This is a genomic window from Pseudoduganella aquatica, assembly GCF_020865585.1.
Lineage (GTDB): Bacteria > Pseudomonadota > Gammaproteobacteria > Burkholderiales > Burkholderiaceae_D > Rugamonas > Rugamonas aquatica_A.
In genome coordinates this window covers 2,833,863-2,854,868 of sequence record NZ_CP086370.1, presented here as the reverse complement: position 1 = coordinate 2,854,868, position 21,006 = coordinate 2,833,863, and the positions used below count along the sequence as shown (strand labels likewise).

General features: G+C 63.3%; 19 protein-coding genes. 4 read left to right on the top strand and 15 right to left on the bottom strand.

The annotated features are described in order from the left end of the window. Positions 1-4: 4 nt before the first annotated feature. Positions 5-1,165: a glutamine-hydrolyzing carbamoyl-phosphate synthase small subunit gene (carA, locus tag KT882_RS12650; RefSeq protein ID WP_161072166.1), complete on the bottom strand. Its 1,161-nt coding sequence runs from the start codon at positions 1,163-1,165 to the stop codon at positions 5-7. Between the two features lie 246 nt (positions 1,166-1,411). Here carA and KT882_RS12645 point away from each other — a divergent pair, with 246 nt between their 5' ends. Continuing rightward, positions 1,412-2,599, top strand: coding sequence for a DUF4351 domain-containing protein (locus tag KT882_RS12645; RefSeq protein ID WP_228896017.1), 1,188 nt, complete (start codon positions 1,412-1,414; stop codon positions 2,597-2,599). A gap of 77 nt (positions 2,600-2,676) precedes the next feature. Here the strand turns inward: KT882_RS12645 and KT882_RS12640 are convergent, their stop codons facing one another. The 9 genes from KT882_RS12640 to pstS all read right to left on the bottom strand — a co-directional run bounded on the left by KT882_RS12640 (position 2,677) and on the right by pstS (position 10,720). Beyond that, positions 2,677-3,081 (bottom strand): heme-binding protein, encoded by a 405-nt coding sequence (locus KT882_RS12640; protein WP_161072168.1) that lies wholly within the window; start codon positions 3,079-3,081, stop codon positions 2,677-2,679. A gap of 33 nt (positions 3,082-3,114) precedes the next feature. Then, entirely contained in the window at positions 3,115-4,098 is a 984-nt protein-coding gene (locus KT882_RS12635) for a patatin-like phospholipase family protein (protein ID WP_161072169.1), read from the bottom strand. A gap of 70 nt (positions 4,099-4,168) precedes the next feature. Then, positions 4,169-5,446: a phosphate regulon sensor histidine kinase PhoR gene (gene phoR / locus KT882_RS12630; RefSeq protein ID WP_161072170.1), complete on the bottom strand. Its 1,278-nt coding sequence runs from the start codon at positions 5,444-5,446 to the stop codon at positions 4,169-4,171. A gap of 4 nt (positions 5,447-5,450) precedes the next feature. Continuing rightward, entirely contained in the window at positions 5,451-6,140 is a 690-nt protein-coding gene (gene phoB / locus KT882_RS12625; protein ID WP_161072171.1) for a phosphate regulon transcriptional regulator PhoB, read from the bottom strand. A 9-nt stretch (positions 6,141-6,149) separates the two neighbouring features. Beyond that, positions 6,150-6,854 carry a phosphate signaling complex protein PhoU gene (gene phoU, locus KT882_RS12620; protein ID WP_228896015.1) on the bottom strand — a complete coding sequence of 235 codons (705 nt, stop codon included), beginning with the start codon at positions 6,852-6,854 and terminating at the stop codon, positions 6,150-6,152. Between the two features lie 28 nt (positions 6,855-6,882). Then, positions 6,883-7,683: a phosphate ABC transporter ATP-binding protein PstB gene (gene pstB, locus KT882_RS12615; protein ID WP_161072172.1), complete on the bottom strand. Its 801-nt coding sequence runs from the start codon at positions 7,681-7,683 to the stop codon at positions 6,883-6,885. A gap of 18 nt (positions 7,684-7,701) precedes the next feature. Further along, complete coding sequence (pstA, locus tag KT882_RS12610) at positions 7,702-8,565, bottom strand: phosphate ABC transporter permease PstA (RefSeq protein ID WP_228896010.1); 864 nt, start codon at positions 8,563-8,565, stop codon at positions 7,702-7,704. Continuing rightward, positions 8,562-9,530: a phosphate ABC transporter permease subunit PstC gene (gene pstC / locus KT882_RS12605; protein WP_228896008.1), complete on the bottom strand. Its 969-nt coding sequence runs from the start codon at positions 9,528-9,530 to the stop codon at positions 8,562-8,564. Before pstC ends, pstA begins: the two co-directional genes overlap by 4 nt. A 152-nt stretch (positions 9,531-9,682) precedes the next feature. Beyond that, complete coding sequence (gene pstS / locus KT882_RS12600) at positions 9,683-10,720, bottom strand: phosphate ABC transporter substrate-binding protein PstS (RefSeq protein WP_407682037.1); 1,038 nt, start codon at positions 10,718-10,720, stop codon at positions 9,683-9,685. Between the two features lie 277 nt (positions 10,721-10,997). Here pstS and ppk1 point away from each other — a divergent pair, with 277 nt between their 5' ends. Next, a complete protein-coding gene (ppk1, locus tag KT882_RS12595) occupies positions 10,998-13,097 on the top strand; it encodes a polyphosphate kinase 1 (RefSeq protein WP_228896004.1) in 2,100 nt (699 codons plus the stop codon). Positions 13,098-13,116: 19 nt separating this feature from the next. After that, on the top strand, positions 13,117-13,584 hold the full coding sequence (sixA, locus tag KT882_RS12590) for a phosphohistidine phosphatase SixA (RefSeq protein WP_161072207.1): 468 nt from the start codon (positions 13,117-13,119) through the stop codon (positions 13,582-13,584). A gap of 269 nt (positions 13,585-13,853) precedes the next feature. On the opposite strand, the gene KT882_RS12585 is transcribed toward sixA, so the two are convergent. From KT882_RS12585 to alr, 5 genes are all read right to left on the bottom strand, one after another. Beyond that, complete coding sequence (locus tag KT882_RS12585; protein WP_228896003.1) at positions 13,854-14,972, bottom strand: polyamine ABC transporter substrate-binding protein; 1,119 nt, start codon at positions 14,970-14,972, stop codon at positions 13,854-13,856. Between the two features lie 110 nt (positions 14,973-15,082). Continuing rightward, the gene (gene fliD, locus KT882_RS12580; protein ID WP_228896002.1) at positions 15,083-16,489 is read right to left on the bottom strand and encodes a flagellar filament capping protein FliD; all 1,407 of its coding nucleotides are present in this window, start codon (positions 16,487-16,489) and stop codon (positions 15,083-15,085) included. A 75-nt stretch (positions 16,490-16,564) separates the two neighbouring features. Continuing rightward, complete coding sequence (locus tag KT882_RS12575; RefSeq protein ID WP_161072179.1) at positions 16,565-16,885, bottom strand: PilZ domain-containing protein; 321 nt, start codon at positions 16,883-16,885, stop codon at positions 16,565-16,567. A gap of 147 nt (positions 16,886-17,032) precedes the next feature. Then, positions 17,033-18,412 carry a DNA repair protein RadA gene (gene radA, locus KT882_RS12570; RefSeq protein WP_161072180.1) on the bottom strand — a complete coding sequence of 460 codons (1,380 nt, stop codon included), beginning with the start codon at positions 18,410-18,412 and terminating at the stop codon, positions 17,033-17,035. Positions 18,413-18,414: 2 nt separating this feature from the next. Next, positions 18,415-19,512, bottom strand: a complete 1,098-nt coding sequence (gene alr, locus KT882_RS12565) for an alanine racemase (RefSeq protein ID WP_161072181.1) — start codon at positions 19,510-19,512, stop codon at positions 18,415-18,417. 228 nt (positions 19,513-19,740) lie between these two features. Here alr and lplT point away from each other — a divergent pair, with 228 nt between their 5' ends. After that, on the top strand, positions 19,741-21,003 hold the full coding sequence (gene lplT, locus KT882_RS12560) for a lysophospholipid transporter LplT (RefSeq protein ID WP_161072182.1): 1,263 nt from the start codon (positions 19,741-19,743) through the stop codon (positions 21,001-21,003). Positions 21,004-21,006: the final 3 nt, after the last annotated feature.

Here is a 21,006-nt window from a genome sequence, read left to right as displayed (position 1 = left end):
CTTATTATTTCTCCACCGCTGCCATCATCGAGATGAAGCGGTCAAACAGGTAGGCGACGTCGGTAGGACCAGGCGATGCTTCAGGGTGGCCCTGGAAGCAGAAGGCCGGGGTGTCGGTGCGGGCGAAGCCCTGCAGCGAACCGTCGAACAGCGATTTGTGGGTGACGCGGCAGTTGGCCGGCAGCGTGTCCGCATCGACGGCGAAACCGTGGTTCTGCGAGGTGATCAGCACTTGCTTGCTGTCCAGGTCCTGCACCGGGTGGTTGGCGCCGTGGTGGCCGAACTTCATTTTCAGCGTCTTGGCGCCGGAGGCCAGCGCCATGATCTGGTGGCCCAGGCAGATGCCGAACACCGGCAGCTTTTTCGCCATGAAGACCTTGGTGGCCGCAATCGCGTAATCGCATGGCTCAGGGTCGCCGGGGCCGTTCGACAGGAACACGCCGTCCGGGTTCAGGGCCAGCACTTCTTCAGCGCTGGTCTGGGCCGGCACCACGGTCACTTTACAGCCGCGCGAGGTCAGCATGCGCAGGATGTTGCGCTTCACGCCGAAGTCGTAGGCCACCACGTGGAATTTCGGATCAGTCAGTTTGGCATAGCCTTCGCCCAGCGTCCATTCGGCTTCGGTCCACTCGTAGGCGGCTTTCACCGTCACCACCTTGGCCAGGTCCATGCCCGACAGGCCAGGGAAGGAGCGGGCCAGTTCCAGCGCCTGTTCGACCGACGGTTCCTTGCCTTGCGTGCCGGTCAGGATGGCGCCGCCCTGCGCGCCTTTTTCGCGCAGGATGCGGGTCAGCTTGCGCGTGTCGATGCCTGCGATGGCGACGATGTTCTCGGCCTTCAGGTAATCGGAGAGGGATTGGGTGGAGCGGAAATTCGAGGCCAGCAGCGGCAGGTCGCGGATCACGAGGCCTGCGGCGTGGACTTTGGTGGATTCGACGTCTTCAGGATTGACGCCATAGTTGCCGATGTGGGGATACGTCAGGGTGACGATCTGGCGGCAGTAGCTGGGGTCGGTCAGGATTTCCTGGTAACCGGTCATGGAAGTATTGAAAACTACTTCGCCTGTCGTGTGGCCGACGGCACCGATGGAAAAACCTTTGAAAATAGTTCCGTCAGCAAGAGCCAGGATGGCTGGGACGGCAGGGCCAGAAAAAAATGGCGGCAAGGGCAACTCCTGATAAAGTTACCGTAGCTGCGCCACGTCAGACGACCGCACAATCCCGGGCTGTTCGCCGGGTTTGCAAGTCAGATTGATGATGGATGAGTGGTAGTCGCTACGGCAGATGTGAGATTGGCTAAACCTTTGAATTATAACCCAAAGATCGCCATTCGGCAATGCCGTCCGGCAGTTGTCCGGCCACTATTTGCGCCAGATCCAAACGCCCCGCCGCCGCCCCGCTAGACTGGGCTGATGCCCGCCATCACCCTGCCCCTTCCGCCCGAGACCTACGACGCGCCCTGGAAAGGCGCACTGGCCGCTTATTTCCCGGAGTTCATGGCGTTCTACTTTCCGGACATGTGGGAGGCCATCGACTGGTCGCAGCCACCGGCCTTTCTGGACAAGGAATTGCGCCAGGTAGCGGGCGACGCCGCGCTGGGCACGCGCCTGGCCGATCACCTGGTGCAGATCCACACGCGGACTGGCCGCAAGCGGTGGATGCTGATCCATATCGAAGTGCAGGCCCAGCGCGACGCCAGCCTGCCGGAGCGCATGTATATCTACCAGTACCGCATCTACGACCGCTTCCGGCACCCGGTCGCCTGCCTGGTGGTACTGGCCGACCGCAGCGGCAGTTGGCGGCCTGCCGGCTACCGCTACCGGTGGTGCGGCTGCGGCGTGCACCTGGCGTTCCGCAGTGTGAAGCTGCTGGACTATGCCACGCGCATCAACGAACTGCTGGCGCAGGACAACCCGTTCGCGCTGCTGACTGCAGCGCATCTGCTCACGCAGCAAACCCGTGGCCAGCCGCAGCAGCGCCACGCCGCCAAATGGAAGCTCGCACGCTTGCTGTTCGCGCGTGACTGGGAGCGGCAACGTGTCATAAACTTATTTCATGTCATAGACTGGATCATGCGCCTGCCAGAGGAGCTGGAGGACCAGTTATGGCAGGACATTATCGATCTGGAAGGGAGGCATGCCATGGATACCTACGTCCCGCGCGGCGCACGCGTAGCAATGATGCGAGAACTGAACGCGGCGCGCGAAAAGGCGCAGAGAGAGGGGTGGCTGGAAGGGCAGCAAAAAGGCTGGGCGGATGGGCAAGCACAAGGCCGCCAGCAAGGGCTTTTTGATGGGCTACTCGAAGGCCGGCAGGAGGGCCGTCGAGAAGGCCGTCGAGAGGGCCGTCAAGAGGGCCGTCGAGAGGGCCGTCAAGAGGGCCGTCGAGAGGGGCGTCAAGAGGGGCGCCAGGAAGGCTTGGCCGATGGGTTGCGAATGGGGCAGGCGGCATTGCTCGTCAGGCTGCTGACCAAGCGCTTCGGCGAACTACCGACGGATGTGGAAACGCAAATAGGCGGAGCGGACTTGGGCCAACTGCAGGCATGGGCCGAGGCGGCGCTGGAGGCGCGCACGCTGGACGAGGTCATGCCGCGCCACTGAGCACCGCACCGCCACCTCCGGCCACGCCCTGTCCAAGCTTCGCCGACCTTGGACCGCCAGCCCCTGCCCTGATACGCTTAGCCCAGGGCGGCGATGCCCACCTTGGCCACTTGCGCGTCTTCGTTCGACTTGACGCCGGAAACGCCCACCGCGCCCACCACGTGGCCGTCCACGATCACCGGCACGCCGCCTTCCAGCATACCTTCCATTTCCGGCGCGCTCAGGAAGGATACGCGGCCGTTGTTGATCATTTCCTCGTACACGCGCGATTCGCGGCGGCCCAGCGCGGCCACGCGCGCCTTTTTCGGGGCGATGTGCGACGAGATCGGCGCAGCGCCGTCCAGGCGCTGGAACCACAGCGCATGGCCGCCGTCATCCACGATGGAGATCGACACCGCCCACTTGTTGGCCACGGCCTCCGCTTCCGCAGCGGCAGCGATCTTTTTCACGTCTTCGATGGTCAGTACTGGTTTGGTTTGCATGGAACGTCCCGATAAGTATATTTAAAAACAAGCTCACTGCTCGCGCATGGCTTTCAGTTTCTGCTTCAGCTGCGCCATGATGGCGTTGGTGGCGCGCTCCCCGGCCTGGATGGCCTTGTTGCGGTTGCCAAAATCATTGCCCGCCATGCGGCCCAGCGGCGGCTGGATCACGATGTCGGCGTCCTTCAGTTCATACTGGTTGATGCGCTGGCCCATGATGCTGAAGGTCTGCAAAATCACCTCCAGCGAGCTGATCGCCGCCTGGGAATCGGTCTGGGTGGAGATATTGACGGCAATAATGAAGTCGGCGCCCATTTCGCGCGCGAAGCGCACCGGCACCGGCGCCACCAGGCCGCCGTCGACATAAGTATGGCTGCCGATCACCACCGGCTGGAACACGCCGGGAACGGACGAGCTGGCGCGCACCGCCATGCCGGTATTACCGCGCTGGAACAGGATGGGCTGGCCGTTTTTCAGGTCGGCCGCCACCGCGCCGAAAGGAATCTTGAGTTTTTCCATGGGGCGGTTGTGCACCGCCTTGTTGACGTAAGCCTGCAGGGCCTCGCCCTTCAGCACCCCGGACGACTTGCCGAACAGCGGCATGGCCCAGTCCGAAATGGCGGCCTCGTCCATTTCATAGGCCATTTTCTGCAGCGCCACGCCGGAATTGCCGGCCGCATACAGCGCGCCGACCACGCTGCCCGCGCTGGTGCCCACCACCACGTCCGGCACAATGCCTTGCGCCTCCAGCGCCTTGATCACGCCGATATGGGCGAAGCCGCGCGCAGCGCCGCCGCCCAGGGCCAGGCCGATCTTGACTTTACGTTGAGGCGCGGCAGGCGCGACGGCAGCCGCCGGCGGCGCCAGCGGATTGGCGGGCACGGCGGCAGGCGTGGTCACGGTGGCGGCCGGCGTGGCGGCCACCACGGGCGGGGCCACCGGCGCCAGCGGCGTGGATGCGCAGCCGGCCAGCGCAGCGGCAGCCAGGACGGAAGCGAGGGTACGTTTCAGGGACATGTATTTACTATCTGCACAGTTAAAGCGGGCAGATTGTAACGCAAGCCGGCCCCGGCCCTGCAATTCCGGTTCAAATCTTGGGCAGGCACACCGTAAAACTGCTGCCCTTGCCGGCCTCGGACTTGATGGACAGATTGCCGCCGTGCCGCAGCAGCACGTGCTTGACGATGGCCAGGCCCAGCCCCGTGCCCTGGGTTTCACGCGAGCGGCTCTTATCGACCCGGTAGAAGCGCTCGGTCAGCCGCGAGATATGCTCCGGGCTGATGCCGATGCCGGTATCCTCGACCACGAACTTGGCGCCCTTCTCGCTGTCGCTCCAGCTCAGGCGTATGCTGCCGCCGGCCGGGGTGTAGCGCACCGCGTTCGAGGCCAGGTTGCCGAAGGCGCTGTGCAGCTCGTCGTAATTGCCCTGCACCGCCACGTCCTCCATCTCCAGCGAGATCTCGTGCTTGCCGGACGACAGCGCGCGCGCGTCGCGCAGCACCTGCTCAAGCAAGGTGCGGGTGTCGATCTTTTCCGGCCGCAGCGGATGATCCACCGACTCCAGGCGCGACAGCGTCAGCATGTCCTCGATCAAATGCTGCATGCGGTGGCCCTGCTCCGTCATCAGCTTCAAATGCGCCATGCGGGTGGCTGCATCGAGGTCCTCGGACGCGGCGATCTCCAGGAAGCCCACGATCACCGTCAGCGGCGTGCGCAGCTCGTGCGAGGCGTTGGCGATGAAGTCGCGCCGCATCATCTCGGTGCGCTCGGTTTCCGTCACGTCGTGCGTGACCAGGATCTGGCGCCGGTTCTCGAAGGGAATGATGTGCACGATCAGCTTGCGCTCGCGGAACGACAGCGTCAGCGGCTGGTCGTAGCGGCCCAGGATGATGTAATCCATGAATTCCGGGCTGCGTATCAGATTGGTGACGCGCATGCCCTTGTCGCGGTCGTTGCGCAGGCCCAGATGCGCCTCGGCGGCCGGATTGCACCACTCCAGGAACAGCACGTCGTCCATGATGACCACGCCGTCCGGCAGCAGATGCATGGCCTGGCGGAAACGCGCCAGCCATTCGGTCAGTTCGGCCTGGTTTTTCTCGTCGTCGCGCCGCAGGCGGTACAGGCGCGAGAAGATGCCTGTCCACGCGCCCCAGCCGTCCGGCAGCTTGGCGCTTTGCGGATCGTCCAGCCAGTCGCTCAGCTGGTAGAGATAATTCAGCTGCGCGAACACCATCGCGCCCATCATGATGACGGCCACGATCAGCGCCGGCGTGGCGCCGAACAGCCACCACAGGATGGCCACGCCCGCCAGGATCAGCCCCATGCGCAGCGCCGCCGGCACCCAGAACACCAGTTTGGGATTCATGGGCTTACTTTTCCGACAGCATATAGCCGACGCTGCGTACCGTCCGGATCAGGTGCTCGGCCTCTTTCAAGGCCTTGCGCAGGCGCAGCACGTGCACGTCCACGGTGCGCTCCTCGATCACCACGTGGTCGCCCCACACCTTGTCGAGCAGCTGGCTGCGCGAGAACACGCGCTCGGGGTGGGCCATGAAGAATTTCAGCAGCTTGTACTCGGCGTGGCCGATGTCGATCTTCTGCTCGTTCATCAGCACGGTGCAGCTGACCGGGTCCAGCGTCACGCCGCCCACGTTCATGGCCGCCTGCGCATGCTCCGGGCTCTTGCGGCGCAGCAGCGCCTTGGCGCGCGCCAGCAGCTCGCGCGGCGAGAACGGCTTGGTGATGTAGTCGTCGGCGCCGCTGTTCAGGCCGGCCAGCTTGTCTTCTTCCATGCTCTTGGCGGTGAGCATGATGATGGGGATGTCCTGGAACTGGCGGTCCGAACGGATGCGCGACAGCAGGCGCAAGCCGGTCTGGTCGGGCAGCATCCAGTCCAGCAGCAGCAGTTGCGGCGTGCGCCGGGTGATGAAGTCCCAGGCGTCGGCCACGGTGGAGACCGAACACACATTCCAGCCCGCGTCGCGCAGCGAAAAGCTGACCAGCTCGACGATCGCGGGCTCGTCCTCCACTATCAATACAGTCGTTTTATCAGATGCCATGGTGCCGCTTTATTCTGGAAGATCGTCCGGCAGAGAAACGGTCTTGGTATGGCGGATGTCCTTGCCTTCCACCACGTAAATCACGTACTCGGCGATGTTCTTCGCATGGTCGCCGATGCGCTCGATTGCCTTGGCCACCCACAGGGTGTCCAGCGCGGCAGAGATTGTACGCGGATCTTCCATCATGAAGGTGATCAGATTGCGCATGATGGAACGGAACTCGTGGTCGATCACCGCGTCCTGGGCGATCAGCTGCAGCGCCTGCTTGCCGTCGTTGCGCGCGAACGCGTCCAGCGCGTCGTGCAGCATGTCGCTGGTGGCGTTGGCGATGCTGCGCACCATCTCGTAGTGGCTCACGGTCACGGCGCCGCGGCTGTGCAGGCTTTTCGCGGTGCGCGCGATCTTGGTGGCCTCGTCGCCGATGCGCTCGAGGTCGGTAATCACCTTGATGGTGGCCATCACGGTGCGCAGGTCGTTCGCGGTCGGCTGGCGGCGCACGATCAAATGGCTGCAGGCGTCGTCCAGCTGCACTTCCAGTTGATTGACCGTGTCATCTTCGCGCATCACGCGCTCGGCGCGTTCCAGGTTGCCGATGCGGAAGCAGGTCATGGCGTCGAGGAACTGCGTCTCGACGATGCCGCCCATCAGCAGGACCTTGGAGCGGATCGCTTCCAGTTCTTCGTCGTACTTTTTGGATGAATGTTCGCCCATCATATTATTTTCTCTCTTTCTGGTCCGAAGCTTAGCCGAAGCGGCCGGTAATGTAGTCCTGGGTTTCCTTGCGGGCCGGATTCATGAAGATCTGGTCGGTCTCGCCGAACTCCACCAGCTCGCCCAGGTACATATAGGCGGTGTAGTCGGAGCAGCGCGCGGCCTGCTGCATATTGTGGGTCACGATGGCGATGGTGTAGTCCTGCTTCAGCTCGCTGATCAGCTCCTCCACTTTCGAGGTCGAGATCGGGTCCAGCGCCGAGGTCGGTTCATCGAGCAGCAGCACGTCCGGCTTCACCGCCACGCCGCGCGCGATGCACAGGCGCTGCTGCTGACCGCCCGACAGCGACAGGCCGCTCTTGCTCAGCTTGTCCTTCACCTCGCCCCACAGCGCGGCCTTTTTCAGCGCCCATTCCACGCGCTCGTCCATCTCGCCTTTCGACAGGTCTTCATACAGGCGCACGCCGAAAGCGATATTGTCGTAGATCGACATCGGGAACGGGGTCGGCTTCTGGAACACCATGCCCACCTTGGCGCGCAGCATGTTCACGTCCTGGCCCGGCTCGAGGATGTTGGTGCCGCGGTACATGATGGAACCTTCGGCGCGCTGGCCCGGATACAGGTCATACATGCGGTTGAGCGTGCGCAGCAGGGTCGACTTGCCGCAGCCGGACGGGCCGATAAAGGCCGTCACCTGCTTCTCGTGCACGTCCAGGTTGACGTTGTGCAGGCTCTGGGTTTTGCCGTAGAAGAAATTCAGGCCCGAGATCTCGATGGTCTTGCGCTTGGCCGCAGCCGGGGCTTTGATGTCATTGCTCATTTGCGTATTCATCTTGTATGGTCTGTTGGATTAATTCGGGGCTTTTTGGCTGAACACCGTGCGCGACAGGATGTTCAGGCCCAGCACGCTGAACGTTACCAGCAGTGCGCCGCCCCAGGCCAGCGAGCGCCAGTTGTCGTAAGGGCTCATGGCGAACTGGTAAATCACCACCGGCAGATTGGCCACCGGCGCATTCATGTCGGCGCTGAAGAACTGGTTGTTCAGCGCGGTGAACAGCAGCGGCGCGGTTTCGCCCGAAATGCGGGCCACGGCCAGCAGCACGCCGGTCACCACGCCAGCCTTGACGGCGCGCAGGCGCACGGTCATGGCCACTTTCCAGCGCGGCGCGCCGAGGGCGAAAGCCGCTTCCAGCAGGCTGTTGGGCACCAGCTTGAGCATATTGTCGGTGGTGCGCACCACCACCGGCACCGCGATCAGCGACAGCGCGATGGAGCCGGCGTAGCCCGAGAAGTGCTTCACATTGGCCACGTACAGCGCGTACACGAACAGGCCGATCACGATGGACGGGGCCGACAGCATGATGTCGGTCACGAAGCGCGTCACTTGCGCCACCTTGTTTTCTTCGCCGTACTCGGCCAGGTAGATGCCGGCCAGGATGCCGATCGGGGTGGATACCAGGGTGGCCACGCCCACCATCATCAGGCTGCCGACGATGGCGTTCAGCAAACCGCCGCCTTCGCTGCCGGGGGCCGGCGTATTGGCGGTGAACATGGTGTAATGCAGCGCCGAGAAGCCGTTGATCAGCAGCGTGGCCAGGATCCACAGCAGCACCAGCAGGCCGATCGACATCGCCATCACCGACAGCGCGATGCCGACGCGGTGCACCAGCAGGCGCTTGCGGTAGACCGGGTTCATAGGGGTAGCTACTTTCATTTCACGCCTTCCTTGCGGGACATGCCGGCCAGCATCAGCTTGGCGGCGGACAGGACAATCAGGGTAATCACGAACAGGATCAGCGCCAGCGCGTACAGCGAGGACACGTGCAGCGTGCTTTCCGCTTCGGCAAATTCATTGGCCAGCGTGGAGGCGATCGAGTTGCCGGCGGCGAACAGCGACCAGGACAGCTTGTTGGCGTTGCCGATCACAAAAGTCACCGCCATGGTCTCGCCCAGCGCGCGGCCCAGGCCCAGCATCACGCCGCCGACCACGCCGGTCTTGGTGTATGGCAGCACCACCTTGCGCACCACTTCCCACTTGGTGCAGCCCAGGCCGTATGCCGATTCCTTCAGCACGGCCGGCACGATCTCGAACACGTCGCGCATCACCGAGGAGATAAAGGGGATGATCATCACGGCCAGGATCAGGCCGGCGGTCAGGATGCCGATGCCCATCGTCGGGCCGCTGAAGAAGCTGCCGATCACCGGCAGCTGGCCCAGCGTGGCTTTCAGCAGCGGCTGCACGTGGTCGCCGAACAGCGGCGCGAACACGAACAGGCCCCACATGCCGTAGATAATCGACGGCACGCCGGCCAGCAGCTCGACCGCCGTGCCCAGTGGACGGCGCAGCCAGGCCGGGCAGATCTCGGTCAGGAACAGGGCGATGCCGAAGCTCACCGGAAAGGCGATCAGCAGCGCGATGCCGGCCGTGGCCAGGGTGCCGACGATGGCGATCAGCGCGCCGTACTGGTCATTGACGGGGTCCCACTCGACGGTGGTGATAAAGGCCGGGCCGAAGTGCTCCAGCGCCGGCATGGCGCCCAGCACCAGGGAAACGATAATCCCTATCAGCACGAACAGCACTGACAGGGAAAAGCCCATGGTGACTTTGTGGAAGATGAAATCCTGGATGCGCTGCTTGCGCATCGTCGAGAGCATGGCTGCATGGGACACTTCTGTCATGGCGGGCTCCGACAGGGTGATCGGCGGGGAAGTAATATCTGCGCTCATAGGTTGGTCTTATTCTGGGTGTGGGCTAGCCGGGTGCGCCGCGCAGCGGGGCTGCGCAGCGCGCCCGGCTAGCCCCCTTGGCCAGGCCAAGGAGGCTGAAGCGATTAGTAGACTGCCTTGCCCGAAGCGTCTTTCAGGTTGGCTTTCCACGAGTCCTGCACCAGTTTCACAACCGAAGCCGGCAGTGGCACGTAGTCCAGTTCAGCAGCGGCGGCGCCGCCGTTCTTGAAGGCCCAGTCGAAGAACTTCACGACTTCCTTGCCCTTGGCTGCGTCAGCCTGGGTTTTGTGCATCAGGATGAAGGACACGCCGGTGATAGGCCAGGAAGCTTTGCCGGCCTGGTCGGTCAGCACCACGCCGAAGCCTGGGGTCTTGGTCCACTCGGCGTTGGCGGCGGCAGCTTTGAAGTTGTCGTCGTCAGGCTGGACGAACTGGCCGTCCTTGTTTTTCAGCTGGGTGTGCGCAATCTTGTTTTTCTTGGCGAACGCCCACTCCACGTAGCCGATCGCGCCCTTGATACGCTGCACGTTCGCGGCCACGCCTTCGTTGCCCTTGCCGCCCACGCCCACCACCCACTTCACAGCGGTGCCGGCGCCAACCTTGGTCTTGAATTCGGCGTTGGTCTTGGACAGGTAGTCGGTCCACAGGAAGGAAGTGCCGGAGCCGTCGGCGCGGTGCACCACGGTGATTTCGTCGGCCGGCAGTTTCAGGCCTGGGTTCAGGGCCACGATTTCAGCCGCGTTCCACTTGGTGATCTTGCCCAGGTAGATGTCGCCGATGACCTGGCCGGTCAGCTTCATTGCGCCGGGAGCCACGCCGTCCAGGTTCACCACGGCAACCACGCCGCCCATGATGGCCGGGAACTGGGTCAGGCCTTCCGCTTCCAGCTCTTCGCCTTTCAGCGGGCTGTCGGTGGCGCCGAAGTCAACGGTCTTGGCTTTGATCTGCTTCACGCCGGCGCCGGAACCTACCGATTGGTAGTTCAGGCCGTTGCCGGTGGCTGCCTTGTACGATTCCGCCCATTTGGCGTAAATCGGGTAAGGGAACGTTGCGCCTGCGCCGGTCATGTCCGCAGCGGAGGCGGTGGAGAAGGCCACGGCTGCGGTTGCGCCGATAACCAGGGAGGTGAACAACTGTTTCATACGCATATCAATGTCCTTAGGGGTTGTGACGGTTTGAATGCTGCGCAGTCTACCGAGCCAATATGACAGCTTTATGACATGTGTGAAAATAATTGAAGTACCCGCTTCAGAGGGGATAGTACCGCGATTTGGGCCGAATTTGGCCCGATTATGACAAGCGTAGCAATCGCCCTGTCATCAGTTTGTCATGGACTTGTCACAATTTACATCTACACTTGGCCGCGTCCAAAGTGGGCTAGAATTAACCATCTGCAAAGATAAAGCGATAGATAACATCATGAAGCCTGACCTGCGTTCGGAAACAAACAAGCACGGTATATTCCTCGACCGCGAACTGTCCCAGCTGGCTTTCAACCGCCGCGTCATGGCGCAGGCGGCCGACCCGGCGGTGCCGCTGCTGGAGCGCCTGCGCTATTTATGCATCGTCAGCAGCAACCTGGACGAGTTTTTTGAAGTGCGCGTGGCCAGCCTGCTGGCGGCCGCCGCCACCGACGGCAGCCCCACCGCGCTGCACCCTGCCCTGGCCGCCAATCTGCGCCGCATTTGCGACGAGTGCCACGAGCTGGTGAAAGTGCAGTACGACTTATTAAATACCGAAGTGCTGCCGCAGCTGCAGCAAGCCGGCATCCACCTGCTGCGCCACAACCAGCGCAACGAGGCGCAGCGCGCCTGGGTCAAGCAGTATTTCGAGCGCGAAGTGCGGCCCCTGCTCACGCCTATCGGCCTGGACCCGGCCCACCCCTTCCCCCAGGTGGTTAACAAGAGCCTCAATTTCATCGTCTCGCTGACCGGCAAGGACGCCTTCGGGCGCGGCACGGCCATCGCCATCGTCAAGGCGCCGCGCGTGCTGCCGCGCGTGATACGGCTGCCGGATGAGTTGTCGGACAACGGCGGCGTGTCGTTCTGCCTGCTCTCCTCCGTGATCCACTCGCATATTTCCGACCTGTTCGCCGGCCGCGAAGTGATCGCCTATTCCCAGTTCCGCGTCACGCGCGACTCCGACCTGTGGGTGGACGAGGAAGAAGTGAAAAACCTGCGCCAGGCGCTCAAGGGCGAGCTGCAGGGGCGCCAGTTCGGCACCTCGGTGCGGCTGGAAGTGGCGAAGAACTGCCCGCCCGAGCTGTCCCAGTTCCTGCTCGACCAGTTCGCCCTCGACCACAGCCGCCTGTACGAAGTGGACGGCCCGGTCAACCTGGTGCGCCTGACCGAGATCATCAACAACGTGGCCCACCCCGAGCTGCGCTTCCCGCCCTTCTTCCCGGGCGTGGCCAGCAAGGCCGCCAACACCGACATCTTCGGCGCGCTGCGCCAGCAGGACATCCTGCTGCACCATCCCTACCAGTCCTTCCAGACCGTCATCGACTTCATCCGCGCCGCCGCGCTGGACGCGAGTGTGGTCGCCATCAAGCAGACCATCTACCGCACCGGCATGAACTCGGACCTGATGGAATCGCTGATCATGGCGGCCCGCGCCGGCAAGGAAGTGACCGTCATCGTGGAGCTGATGGCGCGCTTCGACGAGGAAGCCAACATCAACTGGGCGGACAAGCTGGAACAGGCCGGCGCGCAGGTGGTGTACGGCGTGGTGGGCCTGAAGACGCACGCCAAGGTGGCCCTGGTGATACGCCGCGAGGAAAGCGGCCTGCGCTACTACGCCCACCTGGGCACCGGCAACTACCACCCCACCACCACCAAGCTCTACACCGACTTCGGCCTGCTGACCAGCAATCCCGAGCTGGGACGCGACGTAAACGAAGTGTTCATGCACCTGACCAGCCTGACCAAGCCGCAGAAGCTGAACCACCTGTGGCTGGCGCCGTTCGCGCTGCAGAACGAAGTGATCAAGGCCATCCGCAACGAGGCCAAGATTGCGCGCGCCGGACGGCCCGGCCGGATTATCGCTAAAATGAATGCGCTGGTGGACGAATCGGTGATACGGGCCTTGTACGCCGCCTCCAAGGACGGCGTGAAGATCGACGTGATCGTGCGCGGCGCCTGCACGCTCAAGCCGGGCGTGCCCAGCCTGTCGGAAAACATCCGCGTGCGCTCCATCATCGGGCGCTTCCTGGAGCACAGCCGCATCTACTACTTCCGCAACGACCTGACGCACGACGTCTACCTGGGCAGCGCGGACTGGATGAGCCGCAATCTGTTCCGCCGCATCGAGGTGGCCTTCCCCGTGCTGGACCGCTCGCTGAAGCGGCGCGTGATCGCGGAAGGCTTGAATCCCTACCTGAAGGACAACAGCAACGCCTGGGAACTGGAAGCGACCGGCCACTATCAGCGCCGCCGTCCGCGCGGCAAGCAAACCCTGTTCAGCGGCCAGCAGTACCTGATGCACACGCTGGGCACGCCAGCGGGCGAGGACAGCGAGTAAACCACGAAAGGGGAAGATGATGGACCTGATCTTGTGGCGTCACGCCGAGGCCGAGGACGCCGGCCCCGGCCAGTCGGATTTGGAACGGGCCCTCACCGCAAAAGGACAGAAGCAGGCGCGGCGCATGGGCCAGTGGCTCAATTCCCAGTTGCCGGAAAGCTGCCGCGTGCTGTCCAGCCCCGCCCTGCGCACCCTGCAGACGGTGGAAGGCCTGGGCCGAAAATTCAAGATCCACAACGACCTGGCGCCGGGCGCGGACGCGGCCGACGTGCTGAAAGCGGCCAACTGGCCGGCCGGCAGGGAAACCGTGCTGGTGGTGGGCCACCAGCCCACGCTGGGCCAGGCGGCGGCGCTGCTGATGACGGGGGAAGACCTGGACTGGGACATCCGCAAGGCCAGCGCCTGGTGGTTTTCCCAGCGTGAGCCGGGCGATCCGGACAGCCTTTACCTGAAGGCGGTGATGGCGTCCGACCTGGTGGTGAAATGAATCGCCCGGCGGGGCTTGAAAAGCAAATCGCTTCTGCTACAGTTTAGTTGTATCAACTCTAGGGAGCGGCCGTCCGAAAGGCGGTTGAAGACATATGTTTACCCTCCTCACCATTGGCATTTTCGGCGGCATGATTGCTCTGGTCGTATATGAGCTGATCCAGGAATCCAGTGGGAGTCATCACAAACTATCCGATCGCTATCACGAATAGCAAAACCGCAATGCGGAACCGGGCGCCTTAAGCTGTCAACTTAAGGCGCCTTTGTTGTTTACATCCCCGTCTTGAACTTGGTGTAGATGCGGGTGATCGAGCGCCGCACGTCGGCCGGCACCGCTTCCGGGGCGATCATGCGCTGCATGTCGGCCGGCGGCAGGAACACCGTCTTGTTCTCGGCGATATCCTTGCGCACGAACTTGATGGCCGCCGTGTTCGGATTGGCATAGAACACCTTGTTGGTCAGGCTGGCATGCACTTGCGGGCGCAGGATGTAGTTGATGAACAGGTGGGCATTGTTCGGGTGCGGCGCGTCGGCAGGAATGGCCATGGTGTCGAACACCAGCGCGGCCGAGGTCTTCGGCACCAGCACCTGGATCTGGTTGCCGTTCTTCGCTTCGATGGCGCGCTGGCGCGCGATATTGATGTCGCCGGACCAGCCGAAGGCCACGCAGATGGCGCCGTTGGCCATGTCGTTGATATAGCCGGACGAGCTGAACAGCGTAACGTAAGGACGGATGGCGCTCAGCACCTTGCCCGCGTCGGCGTAGTCGGCCGCCTTGGCCGAATAGGGCGGCTTGCCGATGTATTGCAGCGCGGCCGGCAGCACCTCGGAGGGCGAGTCCAGGAAGGACACGCCGCAGGACTTCAGCTTGGCCGCGTATTTCGGATTGAAGATCAGGTCCCAGGCGTTGTCCGGCATCGGTTCGCTACCCAGCGCCGCCTTCACCTTGGCCACATTGATGCCCACGGTGGCGTAGCCCCACAGCCAGTCCACCAGGTACTCATTGCTGGGGTCGATCTTGGCCAGCTTGGCCTGGATCTGAGGGTCCAGGTTGGACAGGTTGGAGAGCTTGGACTTGTCCAGCTTGCGCAGCTGCTTGGCATCGATCTGCAGCTTGGCCCACGGGGCGGTCGGCACCACGATGTCGTAGCCGGACTTGCCGGCGGCCAGCTTGGAGTTCAGGATTTCGTTGTTATCAAAAACGTCATAGCGGACCTTGATGCCGGTCTCTTTCTCGAAGTTCTTGATGGTGTCTTCAGCGATATAGTCCGACCAGTTGTAGATGTTCAGGACTTTTTCTTCCTGCTGCGCCTGCGCCTGGCCGGCGATGGCCGCCACCGCCAGCGTACATGCCGCTACCGCCAAATTTCCCCAACGCTTCCCCGCCATATGCATGCCCCCAAATAAAAGAAGAAATACTCACGAAAACCCACGAAGGCGAGATGATCGGGCATTGCGGCACTTAATGCAAGCACACCCCGGCAAGCACCCGGCAAACCTCAGACCAGGAAGTCGAACAGCGAGCGCGCGCCGGTGTAGCCGGGCAGCGCGTCGCTGGCGGCAGATTGTTCCTGCTGGGTATAGAAGGCCACCAGCGCATTGGCCTGGGTGGTCAGCGCCTTGGCCAGGTCGGCCTTCTTCGACGACAGCGCCGTGATGTCCTTGCCCACCTGCTGCGCCTCGCGCTGGATGCTGCCGGTCTTCCCGGTCAGGGTGTCGATCTTGGCGTCGAACTGGTCGGCCAGGCCCTTGCCGTCCTTGGTGAACAGGCCGGCCACGGCGCCGGCGTCGGCCGCGATGGCGCTTTTCAGCTTCTTGTCGTCCAGCACCAGCTTGCCGCTGCTGTCGACCGTCACGCCCACCGCCGCCAGCGCTGACTTGGACACGCCGCTATTGCCCTGCACCAGCGCGTTCAGCTCGCGGCTGACCTGGCCCAACGCCTGGTCGGACTTCAGGTCGCCCTTCTGCAGCGCGGTCAGCTTGCTGTTCAGGTCGTTGAAGGCGTTGACGAACAGGCTCACGTTCTGGGCAATCTGGCCGCTGTCCTGGCTCACGGTGACGTCGGTCTTGCCTGCGCCGGTCAGCGTCAGGCTGACGCCGTCGATGGCGTCCTTCAGCGTATTGCTGGCGCTTTTGACTTCCTTGCCGGCCACGGTGGCCACCGCATCCTGCGCCGCCGCAGCCTGGGTCAGGCCTTGCGCCGTGGGACTGTTGTTGGATGCCGGGTTGTAGGCCACCAGGTTCTTCAGCGCCGCGTCGCCGGACACGCTGATGCGCAGGCTGTTCGCTTCGCCGTTCTCGCCCTTGATCTGCAAGGCATAGCCGGTGCCGCTCTTGACCACGCTGGCGTTGATGCCGGCGTCCTTGAATGCGGATGCAATGCCGTCCAGCGTATTGTTCTTGCTGTCGATGGTAATCGTCTTGGCGGAGGTCTTGCCGGGAGTAAAGGTGTTGCCGCCGTCGGTGCCGAACTCCACCTTGATGGTGGCGGGCGAACCGGTGCCGATCTTGGCGCTGGACGAGGCCTGCTGGTCGCTATTGAGGATCTGGCCCTGCGCCAGCTGTTTCACGTCCACCGCATAGGTGCCGGCCTTGGCGGTGCCGGCCGCGCTGGCGGTCAGCACGCCCTTGCCGGACGAGGTGGCCGTGGTGCTCAGCCCGCTACCGGCGAGGCGCTCGGCAATGGACTGGAAGCCGGTCAGCGCGCTTTGCAGCTGGCCCAGGCCGGACAGCTTGGCCTGGCCGCTGGCCAGGCTGGTATTCAGTTTGGCAACCGATCCGGTCTGGCTGGCCAGCGTGCGCTCCACCTTGGCCAATACCGACGCGGACGGCGTACTGGACGTGCCCAGCCCGTAAGCCGAGGCGCCCGTCAGGTTGCCGTAATTGCCGATTGTCGTATTTGCCATTTTGTGTCATCCGGATAAAGTAGAAGACATGATAAGGTCTTCGCCTGTCCACCCATGCGGAAAACAAAGCTGGAATTACCGCATGAATTTACCGATGGCGGCCACAGCGGCGGCATCAGGACTGATAAATTGTAGGCCGACTTTCACGTCGTCGCCGCTAAAGATGCAATATGTTACTTTTGAACGGCAGCTAATGATGACAGGCTTGCCATCGACAAACATCTCAAACGAGATCTGGCCGAGCTGGCCGGACGGCACCATATGGCTCATGGTGACCGACATGCCGGTCGGGCCGAGGTCGATGGTGCGGGCTGGCGCCGGCTGGGCGCCGTCCATCACCACTACTGCTTTGGCACGCAAAATTTTACGGGTTGTCTGCCTTTGGTCTACTAGCACTCTGTTACTTCCTGATTCATGATTGTCTGTCAAGAGCGCAAGCCCAGGCTGCGCTCTGCAAGCTGTCATTCTACTGCGCATTCATTTTTCATGCAGGACAGGATTGCCGTGCGGACAAACTTGCAGAAAAAAAGTCAATGCGGATGGTTATTGCAATTCGCGCAATTTGTTAAACGCGTCGTCGATGCGCTCCACCGCCACGATGGTCATGCCTTCGATGGCCTGCTTGGGCGCGTTCGCCTTCGGTATCATTGCAATCGAGAAACCCAGCTTGGCCGCTTCGCGCAGGCGCTCCTGGCCGCGCGGCGCGGGCCGGATCTCGCCCGCCAGGCCCACTTCGCCAAACACCACGAAACCGCGCGGCAGCGCCTTGCTGCGCATGGACGAGTTAATCGCCAGCAGCACGGCCAGGTCGGCCGCCGGTTCGGTGATCTTCACGCCGCCGACGGCGTTGATGAACACGTCCTGGTCGAAGGCGGCGATGCCGGCGTGGCGGTGCAGCACCGCCAGCAGCATGGCCAGGCGGTTCTGCTCCAGCCCCACCGACAGGCGGCGCGCGTTCGGCAGGTGGCTGGCGTCCACCAGCGCCTGGATTTCCACCAGCAGCGGGCGGGTGCCCTCCTGCGTCACCATCACGCAGGAGCCCGGCACCTGGTTGTCATGCTGGGACAGGAATAGCGCGGACGGGTTGGACACGCCCTTCAGGCCCTTGTCCGTCATGGCGAACACGCCCAGCTCGTTGACCGCGCCGAAGCGGTTCTTGATGGCGCGCACCAGGCGGTAGCTGGAATGGGTGTCGCCCTCGAAGTACAGCACCGTGTCGACGATGTGCTCGAGCACGCGCGGGCCAGCCAGCGCCCCCTCCTTCGTCACATGGCCCACCAGGATGATGGTGATGCCGCTCTGCTTGGCCATGCGGGTCAGCTGGGCCGCGCACTCGCGCACCTGGGCCACCGATCCGGGCGCGCTGCTGAGCGCGTCCGAATACATGGTCTGGATGGAGTCGATCACCGCCACCTGCGGTTTCAAGTCGGCCAGCGTGCCCAGCACCTTCTCCAGCTGGATCTCGGCCTGCAGCTTCAGCTCGCGCGCGTCGATCGCCAGGCGCTTGGCGCGCAGCGCGATCTGGGCGCCGGACTCCTCGCCGCTCACGTACAGCACGCTTTTCGCGTGCGACATATGGGCCAGCGCCTGCAGCAGCAGGGTCGACTTGCCGATGCCGGGGTCGCCGCCGATCAGCACCACGCCGCCGGCCACCAGGCCGCCGCCCAGCACACGGTCGAATTCCTCGATGCCGGTGGGGAAGCGCGGCACGTCCAGCGCCTCGATGTCCTGCAGCGACAGCACCGGCGCGGTCTGCGCCAGCGACAAATGCTGCGGGTTGGAATAGCGGTTATTGCCCGCGCCGGACTCGATCACGGTTTCCACCATGGTGTTCCACTGCTGGCAGGCGCCGCACTGGCCGGTCCATTTGCTGCTGGTGCCGCCGCATTCGGTGCAGGTGTAGTTGGTTTTTGCCTTGGCCACGGTCAGCCCTCCTGCACGCGCACGCGGGGCGCCACGGCGCACATCAGCTCGTAGCCTATGGTGCCGGCGGCGGTGGCCACCTCGTCGATCGGCATGCCCACGCCCCACAGCACCACCTTGCTGCCCACGCGCGCCTGCGGCACATTGCTCAGGTCCACGGTCAGCATGTCCATCGACACGCGGCCGACCAGTCGGGTGCGCACGCCGTCCACCAGCACCGGCGTGTCCTGCGGCGCGTGGCGCGGATAGCCGTCGGCATAGCCGCAGGCAACCACGCCGATGCGCATGGGGCCATCGGCCTGGAAGCGGCTGCCGTAGCCGACGCAGTCGCCCGCCCCGATCTCCTGCACGCTGATCAGTTCGCTGGCCAGCGTCATGGTGGGCAGCAGGCCGAATTCCTCGGCGCTCTTGCCGCCCGGCGAGCCGCCGTACAGCATGATGCCGGGACGCACCCAGTCGCTGGCCAGCTCGCCGCCCAGCTCCTGCATATGCAGTATGCCGGCCGAATTGGCCAGGCTGACCGGTCCCGGCAGGCCGGCAGCGCCGGCGTTGAAGCGGCGGATCTGCTCGCGGATGGGCAGGCGCGGATGCGCCGTCTCGTCGGCGTTGGCAAAGTGCGTCATCAGCGTGATCTCGCCCACATGCGGCAGCGCGCGCAGGCGCGCGTGGGCGGCGGCGAACTGCTCCGGCTTGAAACCGAGGCGGTTCATGCCGGTGTTCATCTTCAGGTGCAGGTTCAGCGGGCGCGCATTGGCGGGCAGCCGCGCCGCCTCGATCAGCGCAAGCTGCTCCTCGCAGTGCACGGCGCCGTTGATGCCGTGCTCGGCCATCATGGCCACGTCGGCCGCGTCGAAACCGCCCTCGAGCAGCAGGATGGGCTTGGTCCAGCCCAGTTCACGCAGGCGCAAGGCGTTGTCCGGCTCGATCAGCGCCAGGCCGTCGGCGGCGGCAAAGCCGCGCATGGCGCGTTCCAGGCCGTGGCCGTAGCCATTCGCCTTCAGCACCCCCCACACCTTCGCCCCCGGCGCGCAAGCCCTGGCCCGTGCCAGATTGTGTTTCATGGACTCTATATGGATGGTAGCGGCGATCGGCCTTGGCATAGTGGAATCTGGAGCGGTTGAGCGAAGCCGGTATTCTACCGGAAGCCGCCTCCCCCGCTTAGCGCCAAATCAAACAGGGCTGAAACAGCACTGAGGGATGTTATTTTCCACCGGGAAACATTGTACTTTTAGGCTTTTTGGCCTATCCCATACATCCAGTTGATTTCTTGGGAATACCAGTTATTCATGGTATAAAGCAAACCGAGATTAGTTTCCAGGCCTTCCAGTATGAATCGTGGTTTTTATACCATTATGGCAGCGCAGTTCTTTTCGTCACTGGCAGACAATGCACTGCTGTTTGTGGCTATCGACCTGCTGATTTCCATGAAATCCCCGGCGTGGCTGACGCCGCTGCTGAAATTGTCGTTTGTGCTGTTCTATGTGCTGCTGGCCGCTTTCGTCGGCGCTTTCTCGGACGCCCTGCCCAAGGGCCGCGTCATGTTCATCGCCAACATGATCAAGATCCTGGGCTGCGCCATGATCTTCTTCCACGTCCATCCTTTACTGGCTTACGCCGTGGTGGGCTTCGGCGCGGCCGTGTACTCGCCCGCCAAATACGGCATCCTGACCGAGCTGCTGCCGGCTGAAAAACTGGTGGCCGCCAATGGCTGGATCGAAGGCCTGACCGTCACCTCCATCATCCTGGGCACCGTCATGGGCGGCGCGCTGGTGACCGGGCGCCTGTCGACCATGCTGCTCAATATCGACATTCCGCTGATCGACACCGGCATCGACACCAGCACCGAAGCGGCGCTGTGCGTGCTGGGCCTGACCTACGTGCTGGCCGCCATCTTCAACCTGCGCATCCCGGACACCGGCTGCGTCTACCCGCACCAGGAACGCAATCCGATCAAGCTGGTCGTCGATTTCTCGAACTGCTTCACGCTGCTGTGGAAGGACAAGCTGGGCCAGATTTCACTGGCGGTCACCACGCTGTTCTGGGGCGCCGGCGCCACCTTGCAGCTGATCGTGCTGGAATGGGCGCAGAAATCGCTGGGCATGCGCTACGACCAGGCCACCAGCCTGGTGGGCATGGTGGCCATCGGCATCGCCATCGGCGCGGTGCTGTCGGCGCGCTTCGTCACGCTGCGCAAATCGCTGTCGGTGATCCCGCTGGGCATCCTGATGGGCGTGATCGTGATGGGCATGACGCTGGTGTATTCGACCTGGATCGCCTATCCGCTGCTGGTGCTGATCGGCGCAATCGGCGGCTTCTTCGTGGTGCCCATGAACGCGCTGCTGCAGCACCGCGGCCACGTGCTGATGAGCGCGGGCCACTCGATCGCGGTGCAAAACTTCAACGAGAACCTGTCCATCCTGACCATGCTGGCGCTGTACTCGCTGATGATACGCCTGCACCTGGGCCTGAACACCATCATCATCCTGTTCGGCCTGTTCATGGCGGGCATCATGGTGTGCATCATGCAGATGCACAAGGCCAACCAGCGCGAACACGATTCGCTCGCGCTGATCGGCGAAGCCAAGCACTAGGAA